The organism is Spirillospora sp. NPDC049024 (assembly GCF_040649235.1).
Lineage (GTDB): Bacteria > Actinomycetota > Actinomycetes > Streptosporangiales > Streptosporangiaceae > Spirillospora.
Window position 1 is genome coordinate 445515 of sequence record NZ_JBEZFD010000001.1, and the last position, 25396, is coordinate 470910.

Genomic DNA, 25396 nt, shown 5'->3' on the forward strand with positions numbered 1-25396 from the left:
GGAACGCTGCAAATCAGGCGGAACCGGTACACCGGAGCGCGGCATCGCGGGGGCCCCTCCCGTTGACGAGCGCCTAACTCTGGACGAGCGCCGAACTCATGACCGGCGCTGAACTCATGACGCCATGGATCTGGTCAAAGACCACATAGGGAACATTAGTCATTCCGACCGAGAAGATCGCTACGATGCCCCCGAGAACAAGCGTTCCCGTTCGCGGGAGGACACCGGTGCCGGCTCCGAGCGCGGTTCCGCGGCCGGAGGAGGCCCGCGGCCCCGCCGATTTCCTCGACCTGATGCGCCGTCTGCGGCAATGGTCCGGCCTGCCCCTTTCCGAGCTCGAGGACCGCATGCGCGCGGACGGCGCGGTCGCCCCGTCCGGAATCGAGGGGTTCCTCCGGGGCGGCACGCCGCCGAGCCGGGACCTGACGGCCTCCTTCGTGACCGCATGCGGCCTTCCGCCGGACGAGCGCGAGCGCTGGCTGCTGGCCTATGACCGCCTCTGCGGCCCCTCCACCGCCGTGGGGAACGAGAAGTGGTTCGCCGAACTGCCCCCGATGAGGCTGGATCTGGCGGCCGCAGCGGTACCCACCGCGCCCCCACCCGCTCCCGGCAACGGCTCCGAGCACCGCGCGGCGCCGCCGCCGCGTCCGTGGCACCGCAGGCCGACTCCACGCGCGTCCGGCGGCCGGCGCCGGGTGTCGCTGCTCGTGGCGGCCCCCGCCATCATCACGATCGCCGTGGTGGCCTCGACGCTGCCGGGGGTGTTCGGCGGCGGGGCGGAGCCGCACCGGACGCGGACCGCCCCGGGGACGTCCGGCGGGACCGCGCCGCCCCCGGCCGGAAGGGCCGCGCCGCCCCCGCCCGGCTGGTACACGGTCATGCCGCTGGCCGACGGCGACCGGACCGGCAACTGCCTGTCGATCCTGCCGGACGACCGGATGAAGCCGCGGCTGGCGCAGGACAGGTGCGTGGCGGAGGACCCGCTCCAGCGGATCCGGCTCGCCGCCGTCCCCGCCTCCGCCGGGACGTTCCAGCTGAGGGCGTACACGGTGGAAGGACAACTGCGGTGCGCGACGCTCGCCACCCCCGCCGAGCGCTCCCCGCTGCCCTTGGAGAAGTGCGGGGACGATCCGCGGCAGCGGTTCGGGCTGGCGCCGGTGGAAGGGCCCGTGAAGGGCGGGCCGCTGTTCCGCATCGTCCCGCAGGCGACGCGCGGCGACGGCATGTGCGTGGGCATAGGCGTCCGGGAGGTCGGGGCGCTGGAGGCGATCCACACCGCGTGCGGCCGGTCCGGCGTGCGCGGCTACCTCTTCTCACCCGCCGCGGCGCCGTAGCCTCCCGGCGCGCGGTCAGTCGAGGTCGCGCAGGCGCTGGCTGACGACCTGCGTGACGCCGTCGCCGCGCATGCTGACGCCGTAGAGCGCGTCGGCGCCCTCCATGGTGCGCTTCTGGTGCGTGATGACGATCAGCTGGGACGACTCGCGCAGCTCCTCGAACACCGTGATGAGCCGCTGCGTGTTGGTGTCGTCGAGCGCGGCCTCGACCTCGTCCAGCACGTAGAAGGGGGACGGGCGGGCCTTGAACACGGCGACGAGGAACGCGATGGCGACCAGGGACCGCTCGCCGCCCGACAGCAGCGACAGCCGCTTGACCTTCTTGCCGGGCGGGCGGGCCGAGACCTCGACGCCGGTGGTGAGCATGTCGCCCGGCTCGGTCAGCGAGAGGCTGCCCTCGCCGCCGGGGAACAGCCGGGCGAAGATCCGCTCGAACTCGCGGGCGGTGTCGTCGTAGGCGGCGGCGAACACCTGCTGGACTCGGTCGTCGACCTCCTTGACGAGGCCGAGCAGCTCGCGCTGGGTCTTCTTGAGGTCCTCCAGCTGGGAGGTGAGGAACGCGTGCCGCTCCTCCAGGGCGGCGAACTCCTCCAGGGCGAGCGGGTTGACCTTGCCGAGCTGGTTCAGCTGCCGCTCGGCGGTCTTGGCGCGCTTCTCCTGGACGGCCCGCTCGTACGGGAGGGGCGGCGCGTCCTCGCCCTTCTCCGGGTCGGCCGGGACGGGCTGGTCGGGCCCGTACTCCGACACCAGCGCCTCGACCTCCAGGCCGAACTCCTCCAGGGCCCGCTGCTCGTACTGCTCCAGCCGCAGCCGCTGCTCGGCGCGGGCGACCTCGTTGCCGTGCACGACGTTGACGAGGCGTTCGAGGGTGGAGGACAGCTCGCGCACCTGCCCGCGGACGACCTTCAGCTCGGCCTCGCGCGCCGCCTTGGCCTGCTCCGCCGCCTCGCGGCGGCGCACCGCGGCGGCGAGGGAGTGCTCGATGCGCTCCAGCGCCGCCCGCGCGCCCCGCAGGACGGCCTTGGCGACCCTGGCCTGCTCCTCCCGGCGGGCACGGCGCTGGGCTGCGCGAGCGCGCTCCTCTCGCTCGCGGCGCGCGCCGCGTTCGAGCGCGTCGGCGCGCCCGGCGATGGCCTGGACGCGCTCCTCGGCGGTGCGGACCGAGAGCCGCGCCTCCATCTCCACGCTGCGCAGCTCCTGGCAGCGGGCGTTCAGCTCGTCGCGGGCCTCGGTGTCGTGCCCGGCCTCGTCGGCGACCTCGGCGGCCTCCTCCGCCTCGGCGAGCCGCACCGCGAGCTCCTCGGCCGCCTCGGTGTCGCGTTCGAGGGATTCCCCTGCCGCGTCGAGGGCCTTGGTCAGCCGCTCGGCCTCACCCCGCGCGGCCCGGACGTCGGCCTCCAGGCGCGCGGCGCGCTTGGCCTCCTGCGCGGCCTGCGCGTCGTACTCCCGCAGCCGCGTCCGGACGCGGTCGAGCGCGGCCTGCGCGTGGTCGACGCCCGACCGGGCCTCCCCGGCGGCGGCTTCGGCCGCCTCGACCGCGGTCTGGGCGGCGTGCTCGTGCTCCACCGCCGCGGCGAGGCCGTCGGCGGCGACGGCGGCGGCCGTCTCGGCCGCGGCGAGATCCTCGGTGGCCTGGTCGAGCGTCGCGCGCATCTGCAGGAGGCTCTGCCCGCCGCCCGCGGCGCCGCCCTGCGCCCAGTGCGCCCCGACGAGCTCCCCGTCCCGGGTGACGGCCCGCAGCGACGCCTCCCTGCGCACGAGCGCGGCCGCGGCCGGGACGTCGTCGACCACGACCACGTCCCGCAGCAGGTGCTCGAACGCGGGCCGCACGGCGTCCGGGACGGTGACCGCGTCGACCGCGTAGTCGACGCCGGCGACCCGCTCGGCCCGCGCCGGCGCCCCGCCGCCGACGACCAGCCCGGCGCGTCCGGCGTCGCGGGAGCGCAGCAGTGCGAGGGCGGCCTCGGCGGTGTCCAGCGATCCGACGGCGATGGCCTCGGCGGCGTTGCCGAGCGCGGCGGCGATGGCGGTCTCGTATCCGGACCGGACGTTCAGCAGCGACGCGACCGTGCCGAGCACCCCGTCGAGCGAGCCGTCGGAGCCCGCCGCCAGCAGCGCCTCCCCGCCGTCGGCGGCGCTGGCGAGCGTCAGGTTCAGGGCCTCGATCCGCGCCTGGAGGGCCGCGACCTTCTTCTGCGCCGCCTGGTCGGCGGTGCGGGCCGCACCCGCGGCCGTCCGGGCCTCCTTCAGCGCGCGGCGCGGGCCGTCCACGGCGGCGCGGGCGGACTCGGCGGCGTCCTTGGCCGCGGCGAGCGCCTCCTGGGCGGTCTCGTGCTCGGCGGCGAGCGCCGGGTCCTCGACGACCTCGGCCTCGAACGCCTCGAAATCGGCCTGCGCGGACTCGGCGCGCTGCTCGGCCTCCTCCCGCGCCTGCGCGAGCCGCCCGATCTCCGACCGCCCGGCCTGCGCCTTGCTGCGCAGCGCCTCCACCCGGCCGCGCAGCCGGGCCAGCTCCTCGCGGCGGTCGGCTGCGGCGCGGGCGGCGGACTGCAGGCGGCGCTCCTCGGCGGCGAGGGCCTCCTCGGCCGCCGACCGCTCGTCCACGGCATGGGACAGCCCGTCGCGCGCCTCGTCCAGCGCGGCGCGGAGCATCTCCTCCTGCTCGCGGATCTCGGCGGCCTCGCGCTCCATGTCCTCGGGGTCGCGGCCGCGCCGCTCCTCCTCGCGCGCCTCGGCGGCGTTGCGGTGCCGCTCGGCGGCGAGGTCGGCGACGCCGCGCAGCCGCTCCTTCAGCGCCGACAGCTGGAACCAGGTGTCCTGGACCTGGGCGAGCTTCGGCGCCTGCTCGGCCTCCTCGGCCTCCAGGACGCCCTCGCGCTCCTGCGCCTCGGCCAGTGCCCGCTCGGTCTCGGTGCGCCGCTCCCGGATCGCGGCCTCGTCGGCGGCCTCCTGCTCCAGCTTCGTCCGCAGGGTGACCAGGTCGTCGGCGAGCAGCCGCAGCCGGGCGTCCCGCAGGTCGGCCTGGATCACCGCGGCCCGGCGCGCGATCTCGGCCTGCTTGCCGAGCGGCTTAAGCTGCCGCCGCAGCTCACCCGTGAGGTCTTGCACGCGCGTGAGGTTGCCCTGCATCGCGTCGAGCTTGCGGAGGGCCTTCTCCTTGCGCTTGCGGTGCTTGAGGACGCCCGCCGCCTCCTCGATCACCGCGCGGCGCCCCTCCGGCCCCGAGTGCAGGACGCGGTCGAGCTGCCCCTGCCCGATGATCACGTGCATCTCGCGGCCGATGCCGGAGTCCGACAGCAGTTCCTGGATGTCCAGCAGCCGGCACGAGTCGCCGTTGATCGCGTACTCGCTCGACCCCGACCGGAACATCAGCCGGCTGATCGTGACCTCGGTGTAGTCGATCGGCAGCGCGCCGTCGGAGTTGTCGATCGTCAGCACGACCTCGGCGCGCCCCAGCGGCGCCCGGTTGGCCGTCCCGGCGAAGATGACGTCCTCCATCTTGCCGCCGCGCAGCGACTTGGCGCCCTGCTCCCCCATCACCCACGCCAGCGCGTCCACGACATTGGACTTGCCGGACCCGTTGGGCCCCACGACGGCGGTGATCCCCGGCTCGAACTTGAGCGTGGTGGAGGACGCGAAGGACTTGAAGCCGCGCAGCGTCAGAGTCTTGAGATACACGCGCCAGCCGTCCCCCTCCGGTGTCCAGACCTAGAACATCCGTCGAACAATACCGGGAGCACCACCCACGAGCACGGCACTCGCTCACCAGCCGAAGACAGCGCCCCACAACGGCGACCGGGAGATGGGAGAAAGGAGAACAGGGCGATCAGAACGACACCGCCCGAGAGGCGGACACCCGATCACCCACCGAGCCGCGCACCTTGACGGGCCCCGGCCACCGCAACGACCGCCACCCCACGCGACTGCTCGGGCCCCGCGCTCGCGTCCGAAGGCAAGTTCAAGCAAAGCGAAAACCTGGTCGCGCAACAGACCAAAGTGGTGCAACCGACCACCCGCAAACCACGGCGACCGATGGCCGAAGGGCCGAGGACGAAACTCCGGCCGCACCGACCTCAGCCCGCACCGCAACCACGCGACGACCTCAATGGTCGCGATCGCGTCCGAAGGCAGGTTCGAGCTTGCGAGAACCTGATCGCGCAGCGAGCCGCAAGGCGAGACGGAGCGATGCCAGCGATCGCCCGCAGTGCTCGACGATGGAGGGCCGCCAGGCCCGAAGGAGGAGAGCACTGCGAACAACAGGCACCGCGACTACCTCAGCCACCGCCGCAACCACGCGACGACCTCAATGGCCGCGATCGCGTCCGAAGGCAGGTTCAAGCGAAGCGAGAACCTGATCGCGCAGCGAGCCGCAAGGCGAGACGAAGCGATGCCAGCGATCGCCCGCTTTTTACGACGATGGAGGGCCGCCAGGCCCGAAGGAGGAGAAAAAAGCAATCAAGTAAGAGCCGGTTCGCGTTCCTTCACCGGCAGCGACATCACTTCGTCGTCCGTCGCCGTCGCAAGCGCGTCGTTCTCCGCCTGGAGCCGTACGAGCTCGGCCTCCAGGTCACGTACGCGCTGCTGAAGGCGCCGCATCTCCGCGACCATCCGGGGGTCGGGACCGCCGACGTGGCCGAGTAGAGCCTTCGCCATGACTAAGGGTCCTCCACGCTGAGTAACCAGCAGGGATCGCGCACGGGAAACTGCTGAAGTCGGTGCGCGTACCGTCTAGAGTCGCACCGGCCGCTGCGCCGGTCAAGGCGCACATCACAGGCCAGTAACAACCTTCCTCTACTAGTTTAGCAGGTACAAACCGGTACTCCCTACCCGGTCACCGTTCGTGGAACCCGGCGGCCTCGCCGCGCGGCGCGCTCCAGCGGTCGGTGACGCCGGTGACGGCGCCGGGACGTCCCGGAACGCCGCCGGGCACGTCGCCGTCCAGCAGCTCCAGGAGCCGGCGGCAGCCGCGGCGCGGGCCCTCGGCGACGACCTCGACGCGGCCGTCGCGGAGGTTGGTGGCGCTGCCGGCGAGGCCCAGTTCGAGGGCCCGCGCCCGCACCCACCAGCGGAACCCGACGCCCTGGACGCGCCCGCGCACCCAGGCCGTCAGCCGGACGATCTCGTCGTCGTTCTCGTCGCCGTTCATCGCTCCCCCCTCGGCGCCGCTAGTACCGTGCCCGCCTCGGGCGGGGTTGGCACACCGGGCAGCTGTAGGACGAGCGGTTCATGAACTCGTCGCGGCGGATCGCGGTGCCGCAGCGGCGGCAGGGCTCGTCCCGCCGGCCGTAGGCGTCCAGGGACCGCTCGAAGTAGCCGCTCTCGCCGTTGACGTTCACGTAGAGGCTGTCGAAGGACGTCCCGCCGACCGCCAGAGCGGCCCCCATGACCTCTCGTGCGGCCTCCAGGACGCGCGCGGCCTCGGCCCGGGTCATCGTGTCGGTCGGCCGCGCCCAGTGCAGCCTGGAGCGCCACAGCGCCTCGTCGGCGTAGATGTTGCCGACCCCGCTGATGAGGGACTGGTCGAGCAGGGCCCGTTTGATCCCGGTCTTGCGGCGGCGCAGGGCGCGGTAGAAGGCCTCCGCGTCGAAGGCGTCCTCCAGCGGGTCGGCCGCGATGTGCACGATCGGCTCGGGGACGAGCGTCCGGGCGTCGAAGGCGTCGGGGACGAGGTCGGCGACCATGAGATGCCCGAACGTCCGCTGGTCGACGAACCGGAGGTCGTGGCCCTTGTCGTCGAACTCGACGCGGACCCGCAGGTGCTTCTCGCGCTCGCGGTCGGGCTCGCCGACGAGCAGCTGGCCGCTCATGCCGAGGTGCGCGAGCACCGCCTCGCCGGGGTCGCCGCCCTCCTCGCCCTGGAGCGGGATCCACAGGTACTTGCCGCGGCGCCGGGGGGCCAGCATGGTGCGTCCGGCCAGGCGCCCGGCGAAGTCGGCGGGGCCCGCCGCGTGCCGGCGCACCGACCGCGGGTGCAGGACCTCGGCGGACGCGACGGTGCGGCCGGTCGTCCAGCTCTCGAGGCCGCGCCGGACGACCTCGACCTCGGGGAGCTCAGGCACCGGCCTGCGCCGCCTGCCCGGCCTCCCTGGCCGCGTCCGCGCCCTGCGCCGGCGGCCCGGCCTGCGCCCCCGCCTGTTTCACCGCCTCGGCCTGAGCCTCCGCCTCGCGCTGGACGACGATCTCCCGGATGGCGTTCCAGGCGGCCTCGGCGGCGTGCTGCTCGGCCTCCTTCTTGCTGCGGCCCTCGCCGGACCCGTAGGCCTGGCCGCCGACCCGCACGGAGGCGCGGAAGGTCTTCTGGTGGTCGGGGCCGCTCTCGGCGACGTGGTACTCGGGGACGCCGAGCTCCTCGACGGCGGTGAGCTCCTGCAGGGAGGTCTTCCAGTCCAGGCCGGCGCCGAGGCCGGCCGACCGCTGGATCAGCCCGTCGAAGAGCCGGTGCACCAGGGCGGACGCCTCCTCCAGGCCCCGGTCGAGGTAGACGGCGCCGATCAGCGCCTCCAGGGTGTCGGCGAGGATCGAGGCCTTGTCGCGGCCTCCGGTGCCCTCCTCGCCGCGGCCGAGCCGGATGTGGGCGCCGACGCCGAGCCCGCGGGCGACGCCGGCCAGGGCGCGCATGTTGACCACGGCGGCGCGCAGCTTGGCGAGCTGCCCCTCGGGCAGGTCGGGGTGGCCGCGGAACAGCGTGTCGGTGACGACGAGGCCCAGCACCGAGTCGCCGAGGAACTCCAGGCGCTCGTTGGTGGGCAGGCCGCCGTTCTCGTAGGCGTAGGAACGGTGGGTGAGGGCGCGTTCGAGCAGCTCCTCGCCCACCTCGACGCCGAGGGCGTGGGTCAGTTCCGCGCGGTCCGGCGCGGGTTCGGTCTTCTTAGCGCTCACAGGCCCTCCTCGCAGGCCGTGCACCGCGCAGCGCGCGGTCGCCTCTGCGGCGCGCGGCCGGTGGCCGGGACGGCGAGGACGCTCGGCGGGGAGGGTCCGCGAAGACGAGGTGCGCGCCGGTCGGTTTGATCCCGGCGTGCACCACGGCTCCGGGCGCATGTCTCCGCGCCGGTCACCACGCCGACGTCGCGCGCCGGGTGGTCGGGGTGCTTGTCCTGCCGCACCGTGGGGGGCGGGCCGCTCGCGCGGATCCGCCCCCCATGATGCGAGAAGACTCAGGCCGACGGGGCGATGACCTGCCGCCGGTCGTAGGTTCCGCATGTCGCGCACGCGGTGTGCGGCAGCTTGTGGTCGCGGCACGTCGGGCACTCGACCAGGTTCGGCGCGGCGGTCTTCCACTGCGCGCGCCGGTGCCGCGTGTTGCTGCGCGACTTCTTCCGCTTCGGGACGGCCACGTCAGCCCTCCTGCTTTCCTTCTCGTCGGTCCGATGAAGCACGGGAGCCGGAGCTCCCGTTCCCCCGGTCGGGGGCGGCCGGCGCCATGTCGCCGGCCAGGTCCCGCAGCGCCGCCCACCGGGGGTCGGCGACGTCGTGGTGGTGGTCAGGCCCGACGTCCGCGAGCCGTGCACCGCAGTCCGGGCACAGGCCCGGGCAGTCGTCCCGGCACAGCGGGGACAGCGGCAGCGCGAGCACCACCGCGTCCCGCAGGACCGGTTCGAGGTCGATGATGTCGCCCTCGAGGCGGAGCTCGTCGTCGTCGGCGTTCCCGCCGGAGCGGGTGTCGTCGTAGACGAAGAGCTCCTGGAAGTCCGCCTCGAAGGTCGAGGCGATCGGATCGAGGCAGCGGGAGCACTCCCCCTTCAGGGGGACCGTCGCCGTGCCGGTGACGAGCACCCCCTCCAGGACCGCTTCGAGCCGGAGGTCCAGCTCGATCGCGGCGCCCTCGGGGACGCCCACCATCTCGACGCCGAAATTCTCCGGTGCCGGCACGGACAGGTGCTCCTCCCGCGACGACCCGGGTTGCCTGCCCAGAGCTCGGGTGTCGAGCTTGAGAGGGGCGCTGGGGTCGTGGCGTGTCAGCGGATTCCTGCTTTCGTGAGGCATGGTGAACGGCGGCCGCCTGTGATGGCCGATGTCCCAGGGTACCGAACACGGGCCGCTGACCCAACTCACGGCCCCGGCCACCAGGGCCGGACCCGCCGCCGGACGGTCAGGAATCGTGCTGGAGCCGCTGCACCAGCCGGTCGTGCACGCTGTCGGGGACGAGGCCGGACACGTCCCCGCCGAACCGCACGACCTCCTTCATCAGGCTGGACGACAGGAAGGCGTACTCGGGGTTCGTCGCCATGAACAGCGTCTCCACCCCGGCGATCCGGTGGTTCATCTGCGCCATCTGCAACTCGTACTCGTAGTCGCTGACGGCCCGCAGGCCCCGGACGATGACCGGGATGTCCTGCTCCTTGCAGTAGTCGACGGTGAGCCCGTAGAAGGTGTCGACCGTGACGTTGCCGTACTCCCGGGTGACCTCGGAGATCATGTCGGCGCGCTCGTCCACGGTGAACAGGCTCTTCTTGTTCTTGTTGATCAGCACGGCGACGACCACCTCGTCATAGAGGCGGGAGGCGCGGCTGATGATGTCGAGATGCCCGTTGGTGACGGGGTCGAACGATCCCGGACAGACGACACGGCGCACGGCGCGAACCCCTTCGGTCCCGGTTTCTGACCTGCGGCGTGAACGTACCAAATCGCATTCGGCCGGGTTTCCACCGGGCTCGCCGGGGGCGTCCTCAGCCGCCCAGGGCGTCCAGGATCCTGGCGGCGATCGGGCCGGACTCGATGCCGTACCCGGACGCCTCCGTCATCACCGCGACCGCGTACCTGGGGTCGCTGCGCGGGCCGAACCCGATGAACCAGCGGTCGTTGTAGGAGGCGCCCTCGACGTCGGCGGTTCCGGTCTTGCCGCCGAGGACGGAGGTCCCCCGCAGGGACTTGCCGGTGCCCCGCTCGACGACGGCCTCCATCATGTCCCGCATCTGCTCGGCCTGGTCGCCGGTGAGCGCGCGGGACATCCGCTGGGGCGAGATCTTGTCGACCGTCGAGCCGTCCGGGGCGCGGAGCCTGTCCACCAGGCGGGGACGCATGACCTCCCCGTCGTTGAGGACCGCGGCGGCGACCATGGCCATCTGCAGCGGCGAGGCGACCGTGCTGCCCTGCCCGATGGAGCCGAGCGCGCTGAGCGAGGGCTGGTCGGTCTTGGGGAACGAGCTGGGGGCGCTCTTGAGGCCGTCCGCGAACTCGATCCGCTCCCCGAAACCGAACCTGCCCGCCTGCGCGTTGACGGCGTCGTTCCCGGGCTTCTGGGCGCCCATGTAGGCGAACGTCGTGTTGCAGGACTGCGCGTACGCCTCGATCAGGGGGATCCGGGCGAGGTCGCAGGATCCGCCGATGTCGCCCGCGTCGTTGTTGATCGCCTGCCCGGCGCCCGGCGGGCGGTAGCTGCGTCCGGCCTTGACGCGCGTGTCCTCGCTCGTCCCGGCCCTCAGCGCCGCCGCGGCGACGACGGTCTTGAACGTGGAGCCGGGCGGGAACAGCTCGTACGCGGCCTTGTTGAGCAGCGGCTTGCGCGGCTGGTCGCCGAGGCGGGCGAACGCCTTCGCGGCCTTGTCCCGGTCGAGGGTCGACACCTCGTTCGGGTCGTAGGACGGCGTGGACGCCATCACCAGCACCGCGCCGGTGCGCGCGTCCAGGACGACCGCGGCCCCTCGGCGGGCGCCACTGCCCTTCAGCGCCTCGTAGGCGGCGCGCTGCGCGTCGGGGTCGACGGTGGCCTCCACCGTGCCGCCGGGGACGTGCTTGCCGATCAGCTTGTCGACGAGGTTGGAGGTGGCGAGGCGGGCGTCGGTCCCGTCCAGGAAGTGGTTCTCGGCCTCCTCCAGGCCGGTCTGGGAGAACACGGAGAAGTACCCGGTGATCGGCGCGAACGCTGCGCCGTCCTTGTAGCGGCGCTGGAAGCGGTCGCCGCCGACCTGCTCGGACCAGGCGAGCCGTTCGCCGCGCGCGACGACGGGGCCCCGGTCGATCTTGAAGCGGTCCTCGAACTGGCGGGCGTTGAGCGAGTCGTCCCGCAGCTCCTGCGCCTGGAAGCCCTGGACGTAGGTGACGTTCACCAGGAGCGCGAGGATCAGGAGCAGGGTGAGCACCCAGGTGCGCGCCACCGCGCGGTCGATCCCGGGCTTCATGCGGATCCCTCTACCCGAATACCTCTGCCCGATGCGGGCTAACGCGCGACCGCGCGGCCGTACCAGAACACCGCCTCGCCGTAGCGCCGCTCCCGCTCGGCCTCGTAGCCGCCGGGCCACTCCAGCGCCGGGCCGCGGGCGGCGCGCTCCACGACGACGAGCGCGTCCGGGGACGTCCACCCGTTGTCACGCAGATCCTCCAGCAGGGCGGTGACGGACGCGTCCGCAAGCGCGTACGGCGGGTCGGCGAAGACCAGGTCGTAGGGCTCGTCCGGCTTCTTCCGGACGACCCGCTCCACCTTGTCCGCGCAGGGGACGGCGCCGGGCAGCCCGAGCGACTCGGCGTTCTGCCGGATCACCTTCATCGCGCGCGGATGCGACTCGACCAGCAGCGCATGGGCGGCGCCCCGGGACAGTGCTTCGAGCCCGACCGCGCCCGAACCCGCGTACAGGTCGGCGACGCGCAGCCCGTCCAGCGGGCCGAGCAGGGCCAGCACCGTGGAGAAGAGCCCCTCCCTGGCGCGGTCGCTGGTCGGCCTGGTGTCCCGTCCCGCCGGGACGGCCAGCCGCCGTCCTCCCGCGATGCCCGCGATGACCCTGCTCACCGTCCCAGTATCGGGGGCGGCCCCCGCTGCTCGCGCCTCGCCCGGTTCGCATCCGGACGATTCCCAAGAATGTTGCACAATCCAACTACCGACCGCTTGTGAACCTCTACCCAAATGACACGAACGCGGTTCACAGCGACTACTTCACGTGCAAACGTGCTCGCAGGTTGTGCAACCCAGTGACCCAGGAGCACCAGTGCATCACGGTAGGAGACTGGCGGTGACGGCCGGTGCGACGGTGCTCGGCATCGCCGCGATGAGCGGCGTCTCGCACGCCGAGACCTCCCAGCCCCTCGCCGGGCTCGCGCCCCACCCGCAGACCGCCGAGCCGAAGACTCCGAAGAGCCCGACGACCCTCAAGAGAACCCGTAAGGCGCCGAGGGCCGGCAAGGCCGAGCCCGCCGTCGAGCTCCGGCTCGGCGCCACGCTGAAGTACGACGAGCGCACCAGGACCACCAGCGCGGGCCTCGACGTCGGCGCGGGCGTCGGCACCCCCAAGGCCGGCGCGGGCGTCCGGCTCCGGACCGGCGCCTCCGCGTCGCTGAACGACGCCACGGTCAAGGCGGCCACCCGGCTCGACGCTCGCGCCGCGTCGCCCGCCGGCGGCACCGCCCTCTCCCTCAAGACGGGGGCCGCGGTCTCGGGAGGCAACCGGCTCCTCAGCGCCCGCACCGAACTGGGCGCGTCGGTGACCCCTGCGGGCGGAACGCCCGTCTCGGCCAACCTGTCCGCGGGCGTCTGCGTGGGCGGAGGCTGCGAGGCTCCCACACCGCCCACGCCCCCGACTCCCCCGACGCCTCCGACCCCGCCGACTCCCCCGCCCCCGCCGCCCGGCGAGCCGACGCCTCCGAGCCCCTCCCCGGAGCCTCCGTCGCTGCCTTCCTCACCGCTGCTGCCGCAGATCCCGTCCGCTCCGGGAATGGGCCCCGGCCACCCGACGGCCGCCGCCGGGTTCACGCCGCCCAAGGGGCTTCCCTTCACCGGCACCGAGGCGCTGCCGCTCGTGGCGCTCGGCCTGACCGCCATCGCCGCGGGAAGCGCCGCCGTGGCGGCGACCCGCAGGCGCCACGCCCGCGAGTCCTGAGCCGCTCACCGAAGGGGGCGCCTCCCATGCGGAGGCGCCCCTTTCGCCGTTCAGAAGCCGGCTGTTCAGAGTCCTTCGGACCGCCCGACCTTCCAGCCGCTCCCAGCCCGCTCCAGCAGCAGTCGGCGAACGGCGACCGCATCAGCGTCGGTGCAGCCGCCCTTGCACTCGCCGACCAGAACCAGCGCCGTCATCTCGTTCCGCGTCCCGCCCCCGCGCAGGCCGACCTCCAGCGGCGTCCCCCGCGCGACGGACGGGTCGCGAGAGGCGGCGTCGAACGCGGCCCGCGCCTCCTTGCCGGGCCAGGACGCGCCCGACGTGTCGGCGCGCGGAGACCCCGCCTTCAGCGAGTACAGGCTGTCGAGCAGCCACCCGCTCCCCTGCCTCACCATGGTCGCGCGCATCGGGTCCTGGAGCCGGGACGGATCGGCGTTCTCGGCGCGGACCGTCCGCTTGACGTACGACAGCACGGTGACCTTCCCGGACGCGGCGGACACGACGGCGGCGTCGACGACGTCCGCCGTCACCGAGCCCTTCTTGGCCGTGAGCTCGTCGCGGTATTTGCGCGTCGCGAGCTGCCGGTCGTAGTCGGCGCCGTACCGGGGCGTGGAGACCCGGTGCGCGGCGGCCACGTTCTGGTCGAACCGGGCGTGGTCGAAGCTGAGCACCGCCTCGATCGCCTGGGCGGCCGGCCCCACGGCCTCGGCCGCCGCGGGAGGCGGGGCCGCCGAGCCGGTGCCCGCCTCCGCGTGGTCGGTGTCGGAGCCGTCCGCCAGCAGCACCCACGCCGTCCCGCCCGCGGCGAGCGCGATCAGCGGCGCCGCGACGGCCGCGGCGATCCCGAGTCCGCGGCGCCGCCGGGGGCGGACCGGCTCGGGCGGACGCGTCCCGCCCGAACCGGTGCCCATCGGCCGCTCGGGGCCCGCCACGGTCACCGGCACGCGCGCGTCCCCGGCGAAATGGGCGCCGGTGCTGAGCGCCCCCTCGTCCTGCGGAACGGACTGCCCGCCGAGCAGGTCCAGGAGCACCTGCTCCGCCTCGGGACGCCTCGCCGGGTCCTTGGCCAGGCACGCCGCGACGACGCCGCGCAGCGACTCCGGCAGCGGCGACAGGTCGGGCTCGTAGTTCAGGATCCGGTGGAACACCGCGGAGATCGTGTCGTTGCCGAACGGGTGCCGCCCCGTCGCCGCGAACAGCATCGTCGCCGCCCAGGTGAACATGTCCACGCCGGTGCCGAGGTCGGTGTCGGTGACCTGCTCGGGCGCCATGTAGGACGGCGTCCCGACGACGCCGCTCCCCTTCGCCGACGCCGCGCCGACGACCCGCGCGATGCCGAAGTCGATGACGCGCGGCCCGTCCGGCCCCATCAGCACGTTGGACGGCTTGAAGTCGCGGTGCAGGATCCCCGCGCGGTGGATCGCCGCGAGCGCCGTCACGGTGCCGATCGCCAGCCGGTCGAGGTCGGTCCCGGTGCGCGGCCCCCGCTCGTTCACGAGCCCGCTGAGCGACGGACCCGGCACGTACTCGCTGACCACGTAAGGCAGGTCGCCGGAGATGTCGGCGTCCAGCACCTGCGCCGTGCAGAACCCCGCGACCCGCCCGATCATCCGCATCTCGCGCTCGAACCGCGCCCGCCACTCGGGACTGCGGCTGAGCTGGTCGCGCAGCAGCTTCACCGCCGCCTGCCCGCCGTCCTCACGCCGCCCGAGATAGACGACGCTCTGCCCACCCTCCCCCAACCGCCCAACAAGCTCATAACGCCCAAGCCAGGCAGGGTCCCCATGCACCAAAGGCCCAACGGACGTCATAGGGGGAGCTCCTTAGTCGCATGCACACCCACGGGGACCTCTACCCGGACAGCCCCCCGACGGCTACTTACCATCCACTCACGTTAGACCTCCGTGATCAACCATGTGTTCACAGTGACCGCCCCCCGAACGCCCGAGCAAGCAGAAACCCACCGCAACGACCTCAGCCACCACAGCACCACGCGACAACCTGGGGCCCGCGATCGCGTCCGAAGGCAGATTCGAGCGAAGCGAGAATCTGATCGCGCAGCGAGCCGCAAGGCGAGACGGAGCGATGCCAGCGATCGCCCGCTTTTTCCGACGATGGAGGGCCGCCAGGCCCGAAGGAGGAGAAAAAGCAATAAGCAAGACCGCCAGCGCCGTGCCACGCTGACGGTCTCGCCCATGGCCGGTCTTCCTCCCAGTGGGAAGACCGGGCCGGTGGTTCGCTGAGTCTCTGCCTTTAGGCCAGGGACCAGCGGGCTTGGGTTCGGACGCCCGGGTCTGGGTCGGCGAGGGTTTCGGTGAGGGCCGTCACGACCTCGGGGAGGTCGGTGGCCCATTGTTCGAGGGCTTGGACGGCGGCCCGGCGGACGTCGACGGTGCGGTCGCGCAGGGCCTTGATGAGCGGTTGGACGGCGACCTCCGGACGGGCCTTGGAGAGGGCGCGGACGGCGTGGCAGCGGACCTGCCAGTCGGCGTGGGCGATCGCGGTGACGACGCGTCCTTCCAGCGGTTCGGGGACGCCGAGGTCGGCGGCGGCGGCGAGGGCGGCGAGGCGGACGACGGGGTCGTGGTCGGCGAGGAGGTGTTCGAGCGCGGGCAGGCCGGAGGGGCGGGCGAGGCGGCCGAGGCCCTCGGCGACGGCGACGCGGACCTCGCGGGACGGGTCGTCGGCGGCCTCGGCGACGCGGGCGACCTCGCGCAGCGCCACCAGGCCGAGGACGGCCTGGATGCGGACCTGGGGCTCGTCGTCCTCGAACCCCTGCGCGTACAGCTCGCCGGCGCCCTTGGCGAGGATGCCGATCAGGTCGGCGGCGGTCTCGCGGACCGCGGAGTCGCGGCCGTCGGCCGCGGCGAGGAGCAGGGCGTCCACGCCGTCGTCGCCGAAGTAGAGCTCGGGCAGGTCGCGCAGGGCGTCGGCGGCGGCGCGGCGCACGGCCTCGTCCTCGTCGGCGAGCGCCCAGGCGAAAGTGTCGCCGGTGCCGCGCGGCGCCTGCCCCGCGCGTGCCGCCCGGGTGAGCGCCGCGAGCGCGGCGGCGCGGGTCGCGGGGTCGGGGTCGCGGAGGAGCTCCTCCGCCTGGTCCAGCCGGAGCGGGATGGTGTGAGTCATGGGTGGCCTCCTGGCCGTCGGATCCGGGACGGGCATGGGCCCGCCGAGGGGCGCGGGATCAGCGACGGGAACACAGGGCGCTCGCCTGGCGCCGGAGGTCGACGTGCAGGCGGGCGATCAGGGCATGACTCGGGTTCACGTGTTCATCGTGACCCGGCCGGGCGGCATTGTCAACCAAATAGGTCGGCAATACCTGTTATGTCTTCTCCAGGAAGTCGGCGCGCTCCTCGTCGAGCAGGGACGCGAGGACGGTGGCCAGGCCGGAGTGGCTCGACAGGTCCGGATCGGCCTCCACGAGCGCGGTCGCCTCCTCGCGGGCGTCGCGGATCACGTCCTCGTCCCGCTGGAGCGTGAGCAGCCGCAGGCTGGACGCGCGCCCCGCCTGCGCGGCGCCGAGCACGTCGCCCTCGCGGCGCTGCTCCAGGTCGAGCCGGGACAGCTTGAACCCGTCGGTGGTGGAGGCGACGGCGTCCAGCCGCTCGCGGGCCTTGCTGCCCGGCGCGGCGTCGGTGACGAGCAGGCAGAGGCCGTGCAGCGAGCCGCGGCCGACGCGCCCGCGCAGCTGGTGGAGCTGGGAGACGCCGAACCGGTCCGCGTCCATGATCACCATGACGGTGGCGTTGGGCACGTCCACGCCGACCTCGATGACCGTGGTGGCGAGCAGGACGTCCAGCTCCCGCGCGGTGAAGCGGCGCATGACCGCGTCCTTCTCGTCCGGGTGCAGCTTGCCGTGCAGGACGCCGATGCGCAGCCCGGAGAGCAGCTCCTCCAGCTTCGGCAGCACCTCCATGATCCCGAGCGGGGACCGGCGGTCGCCCTCCTCGGCGACGACGGCATCGCCCTCGTCGCCCTCCTGGTCGCCGATGCGCGGGCAGACGATGTAGACCTGCCGGCCGTTCGCCGCCTCCTCCTTGATCCGCTCCCAGGTGCGGGCGAGGAACGCCGGCTTCTCGGGCGGGACGACGTGCGTCTGGATCTGCGACCGCCCCGCCGGGAGCTGCCCGAGCACCGAGGTCTCCAGGTCGCCGAAGACGGTCATCGCCACCGTGCGCGGGATCGGCGTCGCCGTCATGACCAGGACGTGCGGGCGGCCGCCGTCGACCTTCTCGCGCAGGGCGTCGCGCTGCTCGACGCCGAACCTGTGCTGCTCGTCGACCACGACGAGCCCGAGGTCGGCGAACTGGACGGTCTCCTGCAGCAGCGCATGAGTGCCGACGACGATCCCCGCCGCGCCGGACGCCGCGTCCAGCAGCGCCTCCTTGCGGGCCTTCGCCCCCTGCGACCCGGTCAGCAGCGCGACCCGGGTGGCGTGCTCGGCCCCGCCGATCTGCCCCGCCTGCGCCAGATCGCCGAGCATCCCGGTGATCGACCGGTAGTGCTGCTGAGCCAGCACCTCCGTCGGCGCCAGCAGCGCCGCCTGCCCTCCCCCGTCCACCACCTGCAACATCGCCCGCAACGCGACCACCGTGTTATGGGTGGGGGTCCAGCCGTCGGAGACGTAGAGGCGCCCGGGGTGGGCGACGGAGATGCACTGGACCTCCTTGCGGCCCACGTACTCGATGGCGCGGATACCTTTGCGCCGACGTTCGTACTTCGTGCGGGGCCGGAGCCTTTCGGCCTTGCGGGACAGCCTGAAAGGCGGGTAGGCGTCCGGCAACGCGACGCTGGTCATCCAGTACCGCTTGCCCGCCTTATGGACCTCCCGGCACCGTGCGTAGCCGCCCAGTGAGCGCGTCAGCCATGCGGTCGCTTCGGCCAAGTGCTTCGACGCGGAGAGCAGGCTGACGTCCCTGCCCTCGGCCCGCAGCGTCCCATCGGTGTCGAGCAGACCTTGCAGCAGGGCGTGCCGCTGCTTGATCGGAGCGTTCAGATACGCGGCGGGGACGAACTTGTCCCAAGCCCCCCTCCCGTAGACGCCGAGGTCGCGGAGCGCAGCGATCAACGGGTTCCCGGCCCCGCGACGCTCGCCGAGGATCGACCAGGCGAGCGGGCGGTCCTGCCTGCGGCGCAGCCTGCACCCGTCCGGGACGAGCAAGGCGACCGCATCGATGACCTCTTGGTCGCGGGTCGAGATCTCCACCCGCCCGTACTTCATGAATCCGTCGCCGAGCAGGAGCCCCAAGAGGTACGCGTCGACCGGACGGTCCGCGGGCGTGTCCAACTCAGGGGCTTCGACCAGGGGGACGTACCACTTGCTGCCCCCGGACCTGCGCAGGAGGTCCGCACGCAGTTCCTTCGTCGTCAACACCTTGAGCGGGCTTCCCCGATGCCATCCCGTATCCGTCTTCACGGCCCAGAGGTGCTCGTCGTCGCATTCCACCGACGTGCCATCGGACATGACCAGCCGGTAGACGTCACGCTCTCCCTGCGGGAACACCCCGGTCACCACGGTGACCTCGCCGCCGGGCGTGATCACCTCGTCTCCCGGCGCCAGGTCGCCCATCCGCCGGAAGCCGCTCGGCGTCAGCACCTCGGAATCCAGCGGCTGGGCCTTGCCCGCTCCGACATCGCCTTGGAGGAGGCGGTGCATGGGGTGGCTCTTCGCAAGGTCGGCGGCTATCTCGTCGCCTACCTGGCGTTGGCCCTTGGTGAGTTCGAAGGGCAGGCGCGCGTCGAACTCCGCCTGGATGCCGCCGAAGGACGGGGGGCGGGGCTTGGCGGGGAGGGCCGCGGCGGCGACGCGGCGCTGGGCGAGGGCGATCTGGACGACGAAGGCCTCGTCCCACTTGAGGCGGGCCTTGGCGCGGCCCAGCTCGTCCCAGGTGCGGGGGCGGTGGATGCCCTCGTACGCCTCGCGCAGGCCGATCAGGTGGCGGCGGCGCAGGAGCGCCTCGGGCACGGGGTCGTCGGGGAGGTCGAGCTGGGCCAGGACGGTCTCGACGGAGGTGCTGATCGCCTCGATGGGCAGCGACTTGGTGGACGGGTAGATCGGGATGATCTCGTCCGCCCACTCTTGCGCGGCCTCCTCGGCGCCCTTCTCGTGGACGACCTTGTACTGCGGATGGGTCAGCTGCCGGACGGTCTTGCCGCTGCGGGGCACATAGGTGCTGATCTTCCCGGCGAACAGGCCGCGGGTGCCCGGCGACAGCTCCTTCTCCGGCCGGTAGGAGCCCTTGCGGCCGAAGAAGCTGAGCTTGAGCAGGCCGGTGCCGTCGGTGACGGTGATCTCCAGGACGTAGCCGGGGCTGCGGGTGAGGGTGCGGCCCTGCACCTTCACGACCTCCGCCATGACCGTGACGTGCTCGCCGTCCTGCAGGCCGCTGAGCTGCGTCAGCTCGCCGCGGTGGGCGTAGCGGCGCGGGTAGTGGTGCAGGAGGTCGCCGACCGTGTGCAGGTCGAGGCCCTTCTTCAGCGCGTTGGCCGTCTTGTCGCCGAGGACCTTGCGCAACGGCTCGTCGAGGTTAGCCACGGGTCTTTTCTAGCCGATGGGGGCGACGGGATTCACTCGACGCCGATGAGCAGGGGGTAGCGTTCCTGGTCGCCGGCGTACACGCCGACCTCCACGTCGGGGTGCCGCACGCGCAGCAGGTCCTCCAGTTCCGCGGCGAGGCCGGGCGGGGCGTGCCGGCCGGGGATCAGCGTGACCAGCTCGCCGCCGCCCGACAGCATCCGGTCCAGGACGTCGCGGGCCACCTCGGCGAGGTCCGCGCCGATCATCGCGACGTCGCCCTCGATCAGGCCGAGGACGTCGCCCGGCTGGCAGAGGCCCGCGCTCGTCACCGCCTCCTGGGCGGCGACCTCCAGATGACCGAAGCGGGTCGCGCCGGCGGCGCGGGTCATCTCGATCACGTCCTCGTCGAAGCGGCGCAGCGGGTCGTGCACGGCGAGCGCCGCCATCCCCTGGACGGACGCCTTGGTCGGGACCACCGCGATGCGCGCCCCGCCGTCCCGCGCGCGCTCCGCGGCGGCCTCGGCGAGGGCGAGGACCTCGGGTTCGTTCGGCAGGACGGCCACCTCGTCGCCGGCGGCGAGAATGGCCTCGGCCAGCACCGCGAGCGGCGGGACGGCGCCGGGCTCGCGCCGCACGACCCGCGCCCCGCACTCCTCGAACAGCGCGGCCAGCCCGTCGGCGGCGGTGACGGCGATCACCGCGCGGCCGGTGTGCGGCGCGTGCGGGCCTTCGGCGGCGTGCAGGTAGGTGACGCGGATCCGGTGCGGGCGTCCCGCGGCCATGCCCGCCTCGATGGCGGCTCCGGCGTCGTCCACGTGGACGTGGACGTTCCACAGCCCGTCGCCGCCGACCACGACGAGGGAGTCGCCGAGGCCGTCGAGGCGCTCGCGCAGGGTGTGGACGGCGCCGTCGGGCGCGTCCAGCAGGTACATCACCTCGTAGCCGGAGCCCTGCGGCGCCGGGGGCTCCCCGGCGGGCGGGGGCGTCCCGGCGGTGCGGGCCGGGATCTCGTACCGCTCGGGGTACTCGTCGGTGACCACGGCGACGAGGGCGTCGAGCACCACGCACAGCCCGGCCGCGCCGGCGTCCACGACGCCGCTGCGGGCCAGCACGTCCAGCTGGCCGGTGGTGCGGCCCAGCGCCTGCCGGGCGCCCGCGGCGGCGGCCCGCGCCGTCTCGGGGAGCCCGGCGCCGGAAACCGTCGCCGAGGACGCGGCGGCCTCGGCGAGGACGCTGAGGATCGTGCCCTCGACGGGATGCTCGACGGCCCCGCGGGCGAGGACGGACGCGTGGTCGAGAGCGGCGGCGAAGGACGCGCCGTCCGGCGCCTCCAGCGGGCCGAGGACGTCGGCGAGCCCCCGGAACACCTGGCTCAGGATCACGCCGGAGTTGCCGCGCGCGCCGAGCAGCGCCCCCTGCGCCAGGGTCCGCCACGGGTCCGCGCCGGCCGGCGGCTCGTCGAGGGCGTCGGCCGCCGCGATGACGGTGAGGTGCAGGTTGGTGCCGGTGTCGCCGTCCGGGACGGGGAAGACGTTGAGCGCGTCGATCTCGGCTCTCGTCCGCCCGAGCGCCTCCGCCGCGAGCCTGCACCACCGCCGCACCGCCGCGCCGTCGAGGACCGCCGCATCGTCCAGGGCCACCGTGCTCCCTTCCGCGCCGCCGTGTCCCGGCGCCGCCGATTCGCTAACCCGACTGGCAGTCGGCTAGTCTGGTCCACGCGCCACTTCCGTGGCGCTCATCAGTGAGCGCCCATGATGCCCGGCCCGCCCGCGGCGGCACCGGGGTGGCGCTCCGATCAGAGCATCGACACCACTTGGAGTTTCCCGTGGCTTCCGTCTGCGACGTCTGCGGCAAGGGACCCGGTTTCGGCATGCGCGTCTCCCACTCGCACCGCCGCACCCCGCGCCGCTGGAACCCCAACATCCAGCGCGTGCGCGCCGTCGTGAACGGCAGCACCAAGCGGATCAACGCCTGCACGTCCTGCATCAAGGCCGGCAAGGTCGTCAAGCCGACGGTCTGAGCCTTCCCGGGCCGTCCCCTCGGGCCGGCCCGCTTCACGGCTTCGGTCGGCTCATCGGAATCTTCCGATGAGCCGACTTTTGCGTTCCCGCCGAGTGCCACCCCGCGTGCCGCCGAAGAGCGCTCAGTGGCGGTTCCGCCAGGCGTGGTCGACGGGGCCGATGCCGGCGCCCAAGGGGAAGCCCGCCGCGATGGCGCCCGTCACGTACTCCTTCGCCTTCGCCACCGCCGCCGGGACGTCGTCGCCGAGCGCCAGGTACGAGGCGATGGCGGACGCGAGCGTGCAGCCGGTTCCGTGGGTGTGCCGGTTGTCGTGCCTCGGGGCGGTGAAGCGGTGTTCCCGCTCCCCGTCGAAGAGCAGGTCGGCGGGTTCGCCGGGCAGGTGTCCGCCCTTGATGAGCACCCATGCGGGGCCGAGCGCCTTGACCGCCTCGGCCGCCTCGCGCAGCCCCGACTCGTCCACGACCTTGACGCCGGTGAGCTGCTCCACCTCGTACAGGTTGGGCGTGACGACGGTCGCCGTCGGCAGCAGCACCGAGCGGACGGCGTCCACGGCGTCCGGCGCGAGCAGCGAGTCGCCGTGCTTGGAGACGCCGACCGGGTCGACGACGGCGGGGGCGTCGGACGCGGCGAGGGCCTCGGCGACGATCTCCACCAGTCCGGTGGAGGCGAGCATGCCGGTCTTGATCGCGTGGACGCCGATGTCGGACAGCACGGAGTCGAGCTGGGCGCGCACGGCCTCGGGCGGCAGTTCCCAGTAGCCCTGGACGCCGAGGGAGTTCTGCGCGGTGACGGCGGCGATGACGCTCATCCCGTGGACGCCGAGCGCGAGCATGGTCTTCAGGTCGGCCTGGATGCCGGCGCCGCCGCCGGAGTCCGAGCCCGCGATGGTGAGCACGAGGGGCGGGGCGAGGGCGGAGCGCGTCATACCGCCCACTTTATGGCGATCTGCCGGGAGCGGCGAGCTCAGACCAGCGTGCAGGGGAGCTTGTTGAGGATGCAGCTGGACGGCTTGGACGGGGTCCCCTTGGCGGTGAACACGATCCGCACCGTGCCGCCGGGCGCGATGCCGGTGCGGCCGCGGACGAAGCCGACCGTGCCGGTCCGCACGACGGTGGCGCCGCTGACGGCGGTGACCGACGCGTTAGGGATCTTGAAGGCGAGCGCCCACCTGCTGACCGGCACCTGGCTCTTGTTGGCGATGGTGGCGGTGGCCTTGAACCCCCCGGGCGTCCGGGAGGCGACGCGGAACCCGATGACGAGGCCGTCGGGGCGGCCGGCGCCGCGGCTGGCGCGCTCGCCGGGGCCGCGCTGGGAGACCTGGTTGTCGCGCGGGTCGGTCTGGCTGGTCTTCGGCGTGCCGCCCGCGAAGTTGAGGGAGATCTGCTGGGTGCTCAGCGCGTAGGAGACGATCCCGACGGCGATGACCAGCGCGACGATGGGGAGCAGCGGGAGCGGGAGCACCGAGACGAGCTTCGTCCAGCCCTGCTTGCCGGAGGAGTCGGACGGATCCTCGGGTTCCAGCGGGTCGGACGTGCTCCCGAATTCGGGAGGCGGCGTCTCGCGCGGCAGTTCGGGGAACGCCGCCGTGGGAGCGCCCGGGTAGTCGCCGGGGTAGTCCCCAGGAAGCGGGTCGAACCGGTACGGGTCCGAAGGCGGGTCGTGCTGGCGTTCGGCGACCGGCGGCGGACCCGACCTCACCCGGTCGTGCGGCGACACGTACACCCGGTCGTCGGTCGGCCCGGAGAAGATGTCGTAAGAGGGGTCGACCGGGGCCCCGTAGTACGGCCCTCGCGACGCTTCGGCGCCCGGTACGGGGTCGTCGTCCGGTTGCTCAAGCCTGGAGTGTCGTCCCATCCCATCCCTCTTCGATCACAGGATGTATACCAAACCCGCACCAAGCATGCCTACCGGATGCGTCAACGCACACGGCTGTACGCGCTGCGTGCGCGGGGCGTTCAGCCTGGGAAATGGTCCCACGCGCCGGCGGGCGGTTCGCCTCCGTCCACCCGCACGCCGGCCCCTTCGGCGACGGTCCCGATCCGTGTCCAGGATGGGGGCAGGACGGCGCCCACCGGGTAGGTTCCGGCGAACGCGTGGTCCTCGCCGCCGGTGAGCGCGTAGTTCGCCCCGTTCGGTCCGAGGATCTTCGGGACGGGCACGGACGCGGAGTCGACGTCGATCCGGACTCCGCTCGCCTCGGCGATGTGCCCGAGGTCCTGGACGAGCCCGTCGCTCACGTCGAGCAGGGCGGTGGCGCCGTGCGTCCGCGCCTCCTCCCCGGCGGTGTAGGGGGGCTCGGGGCGGCGGTGCGCCGCGATCAACTCCTCGGGCCCGTCCAGGCCGGCGTCCAGGAGCGCGAGGCCGGCGGCGGCGAAGCCGAGCCTGCCCCGGACGGCCACGATGTCGCCCGGCCGCGCACCGGACCGGGTGAGCGGCGCGGCGCCGCCGAGATCGCCGAGCGCGGTGACCGCGAGGGTGACCTGCGGCGCGGCGACGACGTCGCCTCCCGCGACGGACGCCCCCGCGGCGCGGCACTCGTCGGCGAGCCCGTCGTAGAGCCGCTCGGCCCAGCCGGCGTCGGTATCGGCCGGGGCCGCGAAGCCGACGAGCAGCGCCGTGGGACGCGCGCCCATCGCGACGACGTCGGCGAGGTTCTGGGCGGCGGCCTTGCGCCCGATGTCGTAGGGGCGGGACCAGTCGCGGCGGAAGTGCCGTCCCTCCACGAGGAGGTCGGTGGTGGCGACGACACGGCCGTCCGGCGCGGCGATCACCGCGGCGTCGTCGCCGGGGCCGAGCCGGACCGCCGGACCCTGCGGCAGCCGCCGGGTCAACCGGCCGATCAGGCCGAACTCGCCCAGCTCGCCGATCGTCCCCATTCGCGCCGTTCCCCCGTTTTCCCGCGTTTCTCCCGGTTCCCACCGGGCACGCCGTACCCCGACCGCCCGTGGCGGCGCGTAACACGATACGGTGAACCGTCCGACGGTTGATTCTCCGCTTGGGGAGGACGTGATGGTGCAGGCCTACATCCTCATCCAGACCGAAGTCGGTAAGGCAGCCGAGGTGGCGAGCCACATCTCCGGCATAACGGGTGTCACTCGGGCGGAGGACGTCACCGGACCCTACGACGTGATCGTCCGAGCGGAGGCGCGGAATGTGGACGAGCTGGGCAAGCTCGTCGTCGCGCAGATCCAGGCGGTCGAGGGCATCACGCGGACCCTCACCTGCCCGATCGTCCACATCTGAGCACCTCACGGCAGCAGCCGTGCGGGTCGCGGTCCTTCTCGGCGGGTTGGCGCTGCTCGCGGCGGGGTGCGGGGACGGGGCGGTGCAGGTTCCGGTGCCGAGCCCCGACGCGGCGACCCAGCGGCTGTGCCAGGGACTGCGGCTGCCCGAGAAGGTGCACGGGCAGAAGCGCCGCGACACCTCCCCGGACTCGCCGCTGACCGCCGCCTGGGGCTCCCCCGCGATCGCGCTGCGCTGCGGGGTACCGCGGCCTCCCACGCTGCGCCCGACGTCCGAGCTGGTGACCATCAACGGGATCGACTGGTTCGGGCAGCCCGCCGGCCGGCCGGTGACCTTCACCGCGGTGGGGCGCCAGGCCTACGTCGAGGTGACCGTGCCCCCGAAGTACAACCCGGCCGGGGACGTGCTGATCGAACTGGGCCCCGCGATCAAGGCGACGATCCCCGCGAAGCCCGAGGGCCAGATCTGATCGACCGCCC

The 25396-nt window shown here is 73.3% G+C and carries 23 protein-coding genes; 5 read left to right on the top strand and 18 right to left on the bottom strand.

Annotation, left to right across the window (positions count from 1 at the left end; genetic code table 11):
* Window positions 1-227: 227 nt before the first annotated feature.
* On the top strand, window positions 228-1334 hold the full coding sequence (locus tag AB0C21_RS02100) for a helix-turn-helix domain-containing protein (protein WP_500202234.1): 1107 nt from the start codon (window positions 228-230) through the stop codon (window positions 1332-1334).
* A gap of 15 nt (window positions 1335-1349) precedes the next feature.
* Here the strand turns inward: AB0C21_RS02100 and smc are convergent, their stop codons facing one another.
* The 10 genes from smc to rsmD form a co-directional block, all read right to left on the bottom strand.
* The gene (smc, locus tag AB0C21_RS02105; RefSeq protein WP_500202235.1) at window positions 1350-5012 is read right to left on the bottom strand and encodes a chromosome segregation protein SMC; all 3663 of its coding nucleotides are present in this window, start codon (window positions 5010-5012) and stop codon (window positions 1350-1352) included.
* Between the two features lie 777 nt (window positions 5013-5789).
* Window positions 5790-5987, bottom strand: coding sequence for a hypothetical protein (locus tag AB0C21_RS02110; RefSeq protein WP_141577590.1), 198 nt, complete (start codon window positions 5985-5987; stop codon window positions 5790-5792).
* A gap of 178 nt (window positions 5988-6165) precedes the next feature.
* The gene (locus tag AB0C21_RS02115; protein ID WP_500202236.1) at window positions 6166-6480 is read right to left on the bottom strand and encodes an acylphosphatase; all 315 of its coding nucleotides are present in this window, start codon (window positions 6478-6480) and stop codon (window positions 6166-6168) included.
* Window positions 6481-6499: 19 nt separating this feature from the next.
* Window positions 6500-7393, bottom strand: coding sequence for a bifunctional DNA-formamidopyrimidine glycosylase/DNA-(apurinic or apyrimidinic site) lyase (gene mutM / locus AB0C21_RS02120; RefSeq protein WP_500202237.1), 894 nt, complete (start codon window positions 7391-7393; stop codon window positions 6500-6502).
* Complete coding sequence (gene rnc / locus AB0C21_RS02125; protein ID WP_500202238.1) at window positions 7386-8213, bottom strand: ribonuclease III; 828 nt, start codon at window positions 8211-8213, stop codon at window positions 7386-7388. Before rnc ends, mutM begins: the two co-directional genes overlap by 8 nt.
* Window positions 8214-8488: 275 nt before the next feature.
* Entirely contained in the window at window positions 8489-8668 is a 180-nt protein-coding gene (gene rpmF, locus AB0C21_RS02130; RefSeq protein WP_149257815.1) for a 50S ribosomal protein L32, read from the bottom strand.
* 1 nt (window position 8669) lies between these two features.
* Window positions 8670-9317, bottom strand: coding sequence for a YceD family protein (locus AB0C21_RS02135; RefSeq protein WP_149257816.1), 648 nt, complete (start codon window positions 9315-9317; stop codon window positions 8670-8672).
* 106 nt (window positions 9318-9423) lie between these two features.
* Window positions 9424-9906, bottom strand: coding sequence for a pantetheine-phosphate adenylyltransferase (gene coaD / locus AB0C21_RS02140; RefSeq protein WP_500202239.1), 483 nt, complete (start codon window positions 9904-9906; stop codon window positions 9424-9426).
* A gap of 94 nt (window positions 9907-10000) precedes the next feature.
* On the bottom strand, window positions 10001-11452 hold the full coding sequence (locus AB0C21_RS02145) for a peptidoglycan D,D-transpeptidase FtsI family protein (protein WP_500202240.1): 1452 nt from the start codon (window positions 11450-11452) through the stop codon (window positions 10001-10003).
* A gap of 38 nt (window positions 11453-11490) precedes the next feature.
* The gene (gene rsmD, locus AB0C21_RS02150) at window positions 11491-12057 is read right to left on the bottom strand and encodes a 16S rRNA (guanine(966)-N(2))-methyltransferase RsmD (RefSeq protein WP_500202241.1); all 567 of its coding nucleotides are present in this window, start codon (window positions 12055-12057) and stop codon (window positions 11491-11493) included.
* A gap of 220 nt (window positions 12058-12277) precedes the next feature.
* Here rsmD and AB0C21_RS02155 point away from each other — a divergent pair, with 220 nt between their 5' ends.
* Window positions 12278-13141, top strand: coding sequence for a hypothetical protein (locus AB0C21_RS02155; RefSeq protein WP_500202242.1), 864 nt, complete (start codon window positions 12278-12280; stop codon window positions 13139-13141).
* Between the two features lie 65 nt (window positions 13142-13206).
* On the opposite strand, the gene AB0C21_RS02160 is transcribed toward AB0C21_RS02155, so the two are convergent.
* The 5 genes from AB0C21_RS02160 to AB0C21_RS02180 all read right to left on the bottom strand — a co-directional run bounded on the left by AB0C21_RS02160 (window position 13207) and on the right by AB0C21_RS02180 (window position 21292).
* Entirely contained in the window at window positions 13207-14949 is a 1743-nt protein-coding gene (locus AB0C21_RS02160; RefSeq protein ID WP_500202243.1) for a serine/threonine-protein kinase, read from the bottom strand.
* 442 nt (window positions 14950-15391) lie between these two features.
* Window positions 15392-16261, bottom strand: a complete 870-nt coding sequence (locus AB0C21_RS02165; protein WP_500202244.1) for a HEAT repeat domain-containing protein — start codon at window positions 16259-16261, stop codon at window positions 15392-15394.
* 58 nt (window positions 16262-16319) lie between these two features.
* Entirely contained in the window at window positions 16320-16400 is an 81-nt protein-coding gene (locus AB0C21_RS02170) for a putative leader peptide (RefSeq protein ID WP_500202341.1), read from the bottom strand.
* Between the two features lie 57 nt (window positions 16401-16457).
* Complete coding sequence (locus AB0C21_RS02175; protein WP_500202245.1) at window positions 16458-19670, bottom strand: helicase-related protein; 3213 nt, start codon at window positions 19668-19670, stop codon at window positions 16458-16460.
* A 32-nt stretch (window positions 19671-19702) separates the two neighbouring features.
* Window positions 19703-21292, bottom strand: a complete 1590-nt coding sequence (locus AB0C21_RS02180; protein ID WP_500202246.1) for a DAK2 domain-containing protein — start codon at window positions 21290-21292, stop codon at window positions 19703-19705.
* Window positions 21293-21477: 185 nt separating this feature from the next.
* Between AB0C21_RS02180 and rpmB the strand changes: the two genes are divergently transcribed.
* A complete protein-coding gene (gene rpmB / locus AB0C21_RS02185; RefSeq protein WP_030164391.1) occupies window positions 21478-21672 on the top strand; it encodes a 50S ribosomal protein L28 in 195 nt (64 codons plus the stop codon).
* Between the two features lie 123 nt (window positions 21673-21795).
* Here rpmB and thiD read toward each other — a convergent pair whose 3' ends face one another.
* The 3 genes from thiD to AB0C21_RS02200 all read right to left on the bottom strand — a co-directional run bounded on the left by thiD (window position 21796) and on the right by AB0C21_RS02200 (window position 24550).
* Window positions 21796-22599 (bottom strand): bifunctional hydroxymethylpyrimidine kinase/phosphomethylpyrimidine kinase, encoded by an 804-nt coding sequence (gene thiD, locus AB0C21_RS02190; protein WP_353820156.1) that lies wholly within the window; start codon window positions 22597-22599, stop codon window positions 21796-21798.
* A 38-nt stretch (window positions 22600-22637) separates the two neighbouring features.
* Window positions 22638-23528, bottom strand: coding sequence for a cellulose binding domain-containing protein (locus AB0C21_RS02195; protein WP_500202247.1), 891 nt, complete (start codon window positions 23526-23528; stop codon window positions 22638-22640).
* 101 nt (window positions 23529-23629) lie between these two features.
* The gene (locus AB0C21_RS02200; protein WP_500202248.1) at window positions 23630-24550 is read right to left on the bottom strand and encodes a thiamine-phosphate kinase; all 921 of its coding nucleotides are present in this window, start codon (window positions 24548-24550) and stop codon (window positions 23630-23632) included.
* Window positions 24551-24683: 133 nt separating this feature from the next.
* Between AB0C21_RS02200 and AB0C21_RS02205 the strand changes: the two genes are divergently transcribed.
* Together AB0C21_RS02205 and AB0C21_RS02210 are read left to right on the top strand one after the other, a co-directional pair.
* Window positions 24684-24917 (top strand): Lrp/AsnC family transcriptional regulator, encoded by a 234-nt coding sequence (locus AB0C21_RS02205; protein WP_149257826.1) that lies wholly within the window; start codon window positions 24684-24686, stop codon window positions 24915-24917.
* A 19-nt stretch (window positions 24918-24936) separates the two neighbouring features.
* Window positions 24937-25386, top strand: a complete 450-nt coding sequence (locus AB0C21_RS02210) for a DUF3515 domain-containing protein (RefSeq protein WP_500202249.1) — start codon at window positions 24937-24939, stop codon at window positions 25384-25386.
* Window positions 25387-25396 lie beyond the last annotated feature (10 nt).

Coding starts and splice junctions, on each gene's coding strand:
- AB0C21_RS02110 (WP_141577590.1), bottom strand. CDS start 5,987: ATGGCGAAGGCTCTACTCGGCCACGTCGGCGGTCCCGACCCCCGGATG.
- AB0C21_RS02115 (WP_500202236.1), bottom strand. CDS start 6,480: ATGAACGGCGACGAGAACGACGACGAGATCGTCCGGCTGACGGCCTGG.
- AB0C21_RS02135 (WP_149257816.1), bottom strand. CDS start 9,317: ATGCCTCACGAAAGCAGGAATCCGCTGACACGCCACGACCCCAGCGCC.
- AB0C21_RS02145 (WP_500202240.1), bottom strand. CDS start 11,452: ATGAAGCCCGGGATCGACCGCGCGGTGGCGCGCACCTGGGTGCTCACC.
- AB0C21_RS02160 (WP_500202243.1), bottom strand. CDS start 14,949: ATGACGTCCGTTGGGCCTTTGGTGCATGGGGACCCTGCCTGGCTTGGG.
- AB0C21_RS02165 (WP_500202244.1), bottom strand. CDS start 16,261: ATGACTCACACCATCCCGCTCCGGCTGGACCAGGCGGAGGAGCTCCTC.
- thiD (WP_353820156.1), bottom strand. CDS start 22,599: ATGACGCGCTCCGCCCTCGCCCCGCCCCTCGTGCTCACCATCGCGGGC.
- AB0C21_RS02195 (WP_500202247.1), bottom strand. CDS start 23,528: ATGGGACGACACTCCAGGCTTGAGCAACCGGACGACGACCCCGTACCG.
- AB0C21_RS02200 (WP_500202248.1), bottom strand. CDS start 24,550: ATGGGGACGATCGGCGAGCTGGGCGAGTTCGGCCTGATCGGCCGGTTG.
- AB0C21_RS02205 (WP_149257826.1), top strand. CDS start 24,684: ATGGTGCAGGCCTACATCCTCATCCAGACCGAAGTCGGTAAGGCAGCC.